This is a genomic window from Segatella salivae DSM 15606 (genome assembly GCF_000185845.1).
GTDB lineage: Bacteria > Bacteroidota > Bacteroidia > Bacteroidales > Bacteroidaceae > Prevotella > Prevotella salivae.
The window spans coordinates 401,106-409,340 of record NZ_GL629647.1; the positions used below are offsets into that span (position 1 = coordinate 401,106).

Annotated in this window: 5 protein-coding genes and 1 pseudogene; all 6 read right to left on the reverse strand. The window is 37.6% G+C overall.

Annotation, left to right across the window (positions count from 1 at the left end; all coding sequences use genetic code 11):
• Positions 1-35: 35 nt before the first annotated feature.
• A pseudogene (locus tag HMPREF9420_RS01745) lies at positions 36-927 on the reverse strand (AraC family transcriptional regulator).
• Positions 928-988: 61 nt separating this feature from the next.
• Positions 989-2,185: an AGE family epimerase/isomerase gene (locus tag HMPREF9420_RS01750; RefSeq protein ID WP_007133668.1), complete on the reverse strand. Its 1,197-nt coding sequence runs from the start codon at positions 2,183-2,185 to the stop codon at positions 989-991.
• 21 nt (positions 2,186-2,206) lie between these two features.
• Complete coding sequence (locus HMPREF9420_RS01755) at positions 2,207-3,628, reverse strand: MFS transporter (protein ID WP_007133669.1); 1,422 nt, start codon at positions 3,626-3,628, stop codon at positions 2,207-2,209.
• Complete coding sequence (locus HMPREF9420_RS01760) at positions 3,625-4,788, reverse strand: glycoside hydrolase family 130 protein (protein WP_007133670.1); 1,164 nt, start codon at positions 4,786-4,788, stop codon at positions 3,625-3,627. The genes HMPREF9420_RS01755 and HMPREF9420_RS01760 overlap by 4 nt, the downstream gene beginning before the upstream one ends.
• Positions 4,789-4,837: 49 nt before the next feature.
• Positions 4,838-5,920, reverse strand: coding sequence for a glycoside hydrolase family 26 protein (locus HMPREF9420_RS01765; protein WP_007133671.1), 1,083 nt, complete (start codon positions 5,918-5,920; stop codon positions 4,838-4,840).
• Between the two features lie 2 nt (positions 5,921-5,922).
• Entirely contained in the window at positions 5,923-8,175 is a 2,253-nt protein-coding gene (locus HMPREF9420_RS01770) for a glycoside hydrolase family 3 N-terminal domain-containing protein (RefSeq protein ID WP_248628064.1), read from the reverse strand.
• Positions 8,176-8,235 lie beyond the last annotated feature (60 nt).

Here is an 8,235-nt window from a genome sequence, read left to right on the forward strand (position 1 = left end):
TATAGAATAAAAGACTTCCAAGACTATTTAGAAGGCTATACTATAACTTTAATTTTATGGTGATTATTTCTAAATTCAGTTGGTGAACATCCCTTCTTTCGCTTAAAAAATACGATTGAAGTTACTCATATTATTATATCCGCATTTAAAACTTATCTCAGCAATCGTATCTGTTGTATCAATCAGCATACGAGTAGCATAACCTAATCTTATATCTATTATGTAATCGCTCAAGCGGCGACCTGTATGAAGCTTGAAAAAACGGCAAAACGCACTCTCACTCATATTAGCTAAGTCCGCAAGGGTCTTCAAACGAAGTTCATACATATAATTATCTGATATATATTTCTTTACTGATAGTATTCGTCTACTATCATCTTCAACATCGACTTTAGCATAACTGGTTGTTGCTAAGGTTCTGGCCCCTTTACTTTTTGATAGGATGTGCAAAATGTTTAGAAACTCCATTAAAGCTGAAAAACGGTCGGTTATCTGACTCAGTCCGCTGAGTTTACTATACACTTTCATAATAGCAGACATAGGAAAGACTAATCCTTTCTGAGCTTCTTTCATCATTTGACGTATACTTTCAAAAGGAGTCTTTCCAAAGAACAGATCATTCTCATTCATGCCTGCACCGAAATTAAATTGTATTGTGATTTCACGTATATCATCACTACTACATTCATACTGCTCCCATGCATGCTCGAGTGTTGGATTAGTGATAAGAACTAAGTCATAATCACCAATAACTTCAGTGCTATCTCCCACTATTCTTCTTACTCCTGCCGCATTTTCCACAAAGTTAAGCTCGTAGACATCATGATTATGTACAGGGTAAGAAAACTCGCCTTTATGCCTGTCTGCAATATAAAGTGCATCAGTCTCCATCAAAGGGGTTATCTCATGTAATACATAACTATCCATAACCAGTAAATTATAACTTTTCATTCATAACAGAACCGCACAGATTTGAACCAATAAAGATTTAGTGATTCTTCATCGCTTCATATCGTTCTATTATCTCTAAACACATTCTTGTATTGTGATAAGGGCATTTCCAAAAACCTGCTTTATCGTCACTTCGATTTGGATTTCCAGACTGATCACATCCCCAAAACCATTCGCCCTCGTGGTAATCTATAAGATGTTCTTTAGTATATTGCCAACAACGACGTGCTATCTCTAAGGCTTTCTTATCTCCAAAATATTGATAAAGGTCCACATGTCCTATGATACATTCACACATTACCCACCATTGACGCTGTGAATCAACCTGATTCATATCAAGCCAACGTTCGTATATCATTGAACCATCGGGCTGAAGACCTTCATCTGCGGCTTTAGCAATCTTCTGAATTACATTCTCTACTTTAGCTCGTAGACTTGTATTACCCAATTCTATAACAGATTCATGCAGCAACCATACAGCTTCTATATCGTGACCAAAGCTCTGAATGTTTCGCTTTCCATGCCATTTGTCATCAAAAAATAAGTCAAGATGCCTTGTGTTTTGATTCAATATATTGTTCAAAAAGATATCAATTAAATTATGTATCCGTTCGGCAAGCTCTGGAGTTCGCCACACTCGATACAAATTAGTATATGGCTCTATAATGTGTAAATGTGTATTCATGGTTCTCGAACCATTTTCATCTTTATCACTTAATCGCATATCAGCAATTGGTTTCCAGTCACACGTCAACGCCTCTACATAGCCATTATGGACAGCATCAAAGGCATATTGTTCAAGATCTGAAAAAAGTTGTTTTGCATATTCCAAAGCCTCGTTATCTCCTGTTGCACGAACGAATTCACTAAGTCCATAAATAGCAAAACCAATAGCATAGGTCTGCTTCTTTGAATCCAAAACATTTCCTTTTTCATCTAAGCTCCAATAGACACCACCTTGTTCTCGATCGATGAAATAACGCACAAAGTAATCTTTGGCTCTTGTTGCTATTTCTAAATAGCTTTGCTTGCGTAAGACACGATATGCTGCTGAAAATGCCCAAAGAATTCTTGCATTTAAGACAGCGCCTTTTTCTGCATTCTGAACAGGATTGCCATATCCATCAATACGACCCAAGAAACCTCCGTTGACATTATCAATCATCTTATCCATCCAGAACGGAAGTATATTATGCTCTAACTCATATAATAATGCTTTTGAAAGCTGTTCCATAATACGTAAACTAATTAACAACTAATTTGAACTTGATACATTTTCACTACGTCTAACCTCCAATTCTCCTGTTATCCGCTTCATCTTTTCTTCACTAAGAGGATAGAAGTAGATAAATAATAATGAGATAAAGGCTCCTACCGCAGGTAAGATAGAGAGAAACATCTTAATTCCTTGTATCGTTTCAGCAGACTGAACGGCATTTGCTTGGAATCCAAATTGGGCAAGCATCCATCCTGTTATCGCTGTTCCAAAAGCCCAACCAAACTTTTGACTCATAGAAGAAGAAGAGAAGATTAAGCCTGTTGCTCGATTTCCTGTACTCAATTCACTATAGTCTGCACAATCCGCATACATGCTCCACAATAGAGGGAATATACTACCTGCACATATACTAATAAGTGTCTGAAATATAAAGATGAGCGCAATTTGGTCTTTATCAAGCCAGAAAAAGCCTACACTAAGTAATGATGCAAGCAACATAGCAAACATAAATGTACGTCTTTTGCCTATAAAATTACTGATTGGAGCTGCTATTACAACACCAAGAATATTGGCAGCTTGGCCTATTGCCAAATAAAGACCGCTTAGAACAAAAGGAATTTTTAAGATCGTGATATTCCCAAAAGCAGTCTCATCCACATAATACTTAAAATAATAAACTGTCGCTCCGTCTCGAATGGAGTTAAAAACCAAAGAGGCTATGCCCGCTCCCAATAGTATCCACCAAGGTTTATTGTGTAATAAATCACGAAGATCAGTCTTTAATGAGGACTTTTCTTGATTCGTTGGTTTCACTCGTTCTTTTGTAAGTGCAAAACAACCAAGGAAAAGGATGACACAAACAACCGCAAATATAGCTACTGTTATAAACCATCCGAACTGTGAAGCGCTTAACCAGCCCAGCCTATCTAAACTTGAAAACTGTCCTTCAAAGAGATTAACCAACGGCATAAAGAGTAAAAGCGCAACAAAAGAGCCAATATATGCAAACATCATACGATAAGAAGCCAACGTATTCCTATCTGTAGGATTAGGACTCATCACTCCTAACAATGATGCGTATGGAACGTTAATGGCTGAATAAACCATCATCATTAATCCATAGGTGATAAAAGCATAAATGATTTTTCCTGTCTCGTCAAATGGTGGAGTGAAAAAGGTTAATATACCGACTATACCAAATGGCAATGCCAAGAAAAGTAAATAGGGTCTGAAACGCCCCCAACGTGACGAAGTCCTATCAGCAAATGCACCCACGATAGGATCGAAAAAGGAGTCCCAAATACGCGTAACAGCGAACATCGTACCAACAATTGCTGCCGAGATTCCAAACACATCAGTGTAGAAAATCATTAGATAGGCACCGAAAAGTTTCCAAAACATTGACGAAGACATATCGCCAAGTCCATAGCCTATCTTTTCACTTAGTCCAATCTTCATAATGAATGATTTCTGTCTATGAGTTTTTTTATAGTTTCAACACTTGCCGAAGTAGTAAGTCCATCTTGTGGAGTATTCAAACAATAATCTACTAACTTATCAATTGTTGAGGTTGCAACATGCATACGAGTATCAGAAGAGGCATAGTAAATAAATACACGTCCGTCTTCATCAGCAATCCAACCATTTGAAAAAACAACATTCATTACATCACCTATATATTCAGGCCCTTCAGGAACTAAGAGATAACCACCTGGTTGTGCAATCATGCGTGTTGGTTCATCCAACGCTGTCATATACATATATAATACATAACGAAGTCCACTGGCACATGCTCTTACTCCATGAGCTAAATGTAACCATCCCTTAGAAGTCTTTATAGGATGGGGCCCTTCGCCATTTTTCAGTTCCATGATTGTATGATAGTGGCGAGGATTAATAATTGTTTCTTCCTGCAATTCTGCATGAGTAATATCATCAACCAAGGCCCATCCAATTCCACCACCAGACCCAGTGTCGATAAATCCATCTTGTGGTCGTGTGTAAAAGGCATACTTACCATTAACGAATTCGGGATGAAGCACAACATTACGCTGTTGACTCTTCGATTTTAAATCAGGCAAACGCTCCCATATTTTGAGATCTTTTGTACGAGCAATTCCTGCTGCTGCCACCGCTGCAGATAAGTCATTTGGCTGACTATCATCATGTCTTTCCACGCAAAATATTCCATATATGTAACCATCTTCATGGCGTGTAAGCCTCATATCATAGATATTAGTCGCAGGTTGGTTTGTATCTGGCATTGTAATTGGTTCATCCCAAAAACGGAAATGATCAATTCCGTTAGGGCTTTCAGCTATTGCAAAGAAGCTCTTACGGTCAGCCCCTTCTACACGTACAACTAAAACATATTTATCTTTCCATTTTATAGCGCCAGAATTAAGCGTTGCATTAATCATAATTCGTTGCATTAAAAATGGATTTGTACGTTCATTCATATCATAACGCCATTCCAAAGGCGTATGCTCTGCTGTAAGAATAGGATTCTCATAACGGTCATAAATACCATTACCAAATTCAACTTTATGATTAGGTTTTGCGAGAAGAGCTTCGTGATGCAGACGAAGAACATTGAGTTTTGTATTGAAAGTTGACATATAATAATTATTTTTTATTTTAAACTACTTTTGTATGTGAATTATCTTTTCATTTATATTGTTGAACTTTATGCAGGAAAAGCAATTCGTTCTTATTATATAGTTCCTTGAAATCTTTAGCACATGACTTCTCAGGTGCAGGGCCAAAGTTTTCTTCAGCTTTATCCCATGCATTGCGCCATAATAGGATATAGCATGGAGAGTAGCCCTTAATAGCTGGCAACAAGGTAGAAGTAAACCACTTCTCATCAGGAGTATTGCGATATCCGGCTTCTGTTAAGGCGTATAGTTTATGGTGAGTTTTTGCATAAGTTGACATGATATTCATTTCATTTTGACATTGTTCAACAAATGCTTCCCTTGTACCATATTGGTAAAGATCAACACCTAACACATCAACAAACTTATCTCCTGGATAATTTCTAAAATAATTATCAGATGTATCATTTGCTTTAGCATTTGGAGAAAAGCTCCACACTAAATTCTTTAGTTTTTTTTCTTTCATTGCTTTGTAAGTAAGCTGATATAAGGCTCTATATTGTTCTGATGTACAATGTTTGCTTCCCCACCAAAACCAATCACCATTCATCTCATGCCAAGGCCGGAAAATAATAGGAATTAGTTTTCCTTTATTATCTTTAAGAGACAAAAAGAAATTAGCAAGTCGTTCATGCCAAAGCTTCATCTTATTCTTTTCACGCCCCCCAGGCAACACTTCTTTAACAGCATCTCCCCCTGTATTCCACGCATCTTTACCTGTAACAGGATTATAGGGATGCCAACTGATTGTGACAATACCTCCATTTTGATAATGCTTTATAATCTCTTGGCGCATTTTGTCAAAAGGAACTCCGTCAAGATTCTTTTCATTTCCTAACTCCAAGCCACCAAGTTCACACCCCAATACAGCTGGATAATCACCACATACATCATGAACATCACTCCTTCCATATTCCCATTTCCATGTCGTTCCATAAAAATATGTATCTTGATGACCAAACATTACACCTACCTTCTGCAATCTTTCTAAACGTTCTATAAGAGATTGCGCTGGTGTTTGATTAATTTTATGCTGTGCATAGGCACTCATTGTGAGCAAGCCTGTTGCTATGATTAATACAATTCTTTTCATATCTATTTCACATTAAAAGTTACTTGCTGTAAATCTTCATCTTTACTACTCCCTCCTATCATTACTTTAAACTCCCCAGGTTCAATCTTTAACTTCATGTCAACATCGTAGAAAGCAAGCTTATCAGGAGTAATTATGAATTCAATTGTTTGTTTTTCTCCAGCTTTTAGTGTAACTCTTCTAAAATCTTTCAATTCTTTTACGGGACGAGCTACAGAAGAGACAATATCATTAATATATAATTGACACACTTCTGTACCCTCACGATTTCCAATATTCTCTATCGTTATTTGAGCTTTTATGGCTGATTTACCATCATTCTCTATGACTGTATCACTCAAAACCAAATTACTATACTTGAACTTTGTGTAACTTAATCCATAACCGAAAGGATATAGAGGTGTATTATCCGCACAAACAGCAGGATGAAAATAAGCCGAACGTTTATGATTATACCATGAAGAAATCTGTCCAACATGCCGAGGTATGGTCATAGCTAACTTTGCTGATGGATTAATCTTCCCGTAGAGTATCTCTGCTATCGCTTGTCCACCATATTGCCCAGGCTCCCAAGCATTCACTATGGCAGGGACATGATCAGCTGCATACCTTACACTTAATGGGCGACCACTAATAATAATTAGAATAGTTGGTTTTCCAGTTTCATTCAATCTACGTATCAACTGCTCTTGAAGCCCAACAAGTTCTAAGTTATCTCGATCAGTATCCTCACCAGAAGTGCGTTCATTCCATCGGAAGCGCATCATATATTCTCCACAACAGACAATATTTAAGTCACTTTCTTTTGCAGCTTCGACAGCAGCATCTACTTGAGATTGTGACATATTTCGTGGATCCCAACCTTGATCAACAAATCTAAAGTCTGTATGAGGTGACACTAACTTTAATCCTTTGAGTACAGTCCACACCTTATCTTCGGGTTGAAGCTCACTCCAATCCCCCATAATGTTCTGGTCGTTGGCATTGATTCCTGTTACAAGTACCTTTTTATATTTTTGTTCATCAAGTGGCAATAACTGCTTTTCATTCTTTAATAAGACAATGCTTTCACGTGATGCATCTAATGCTGTTTGCTTATGTACAGGGTCATTAATCACTCGGTCACGAGTCTTCACATCACTATAAGGATGTTCAAAGAGTCCTAATCTAAACTTAACTGTTAGTATTCGACGCACACTCTCATCTATTCTGCTCTCAGGAATACGACCTTCACGAACTAACTCCACTACATCTTTCTGCCATTCAGGCCCATGCATGTGCATATCCATACCCGCCATAATACTTTGGTAAAAAGCTTCTTTGTTGTCCTTTGCAGTATGATGTTGATCAACGCAATGCTCTATATCCATCCAATCGCTAACAATAAAGCCCTGGAATCCCCATTCTTTTCGCAAGACATCAGTCATCAGCCACCGATTTGTATGGCAAGGTATACCATTTAATTCATTATGTGACATCATCACATTCCAGTCTCCACCCTGTTGAAGGGTAGCCTTGAAGGGAGGAAAGAATACTTCTCGAAGAGTGCGTTCTGATACATCACAAGGTGCTCCATTAGTTCCATTAATAGAATATGACCCACCAACGAAATGTTTTACACATCCTAAAACATCTGAGGTGTTATCCAAATTACGCTGATAACCTTTATTTGTTGCAACACCCATCTGCATAACTAAGTATGGATCTTCACCAAATGTTTCACCACATCTCCCCCATCGTCCGTCTCTTGCTACCTCAACGTTGGGATTAAAGTTCCAATGCATGTTCATTGCACGCATCTCTTCTGCTGTTTGTCGTGCAATTTTATATGCTAAATCAACATCAAATGATGAGGCTAATCCTATGTTTGTTGGATAGACTGTATTATTTTTACACTTCGCATTACCATGAATCGCATCAATGCCTATAATAAGAGGTATCTGCAAACGACTTTGCATACTCAGTTTCTGCAAATAGTTAGCTTCTTCAAGTGTAAGTACATGAAGAAAAGAAGAAACCCAACCACGACGTACCCAATATTCTATTTCACTAACAGTGACACCTGGATAAAAAGCCGTTGCTGTGTTTGTAGCTAACTCTTCAGCTGACATTGTTATAGAGTTAGTCTTGAAATGTTCTATACCAACAAGTTGATTCATCTGTCCAACTTTCTCTTCAAGCGTCATCCTTCGCAACAAATCGTCTACTCGTTGCGCTACACTTGCATTCGGATTTTTATATAAAGGCTTCTCCATCTTTGCCAGCATAATTTGAGATATAGAAGTTAAGAGAATAACTATGAATATTTTTTCATG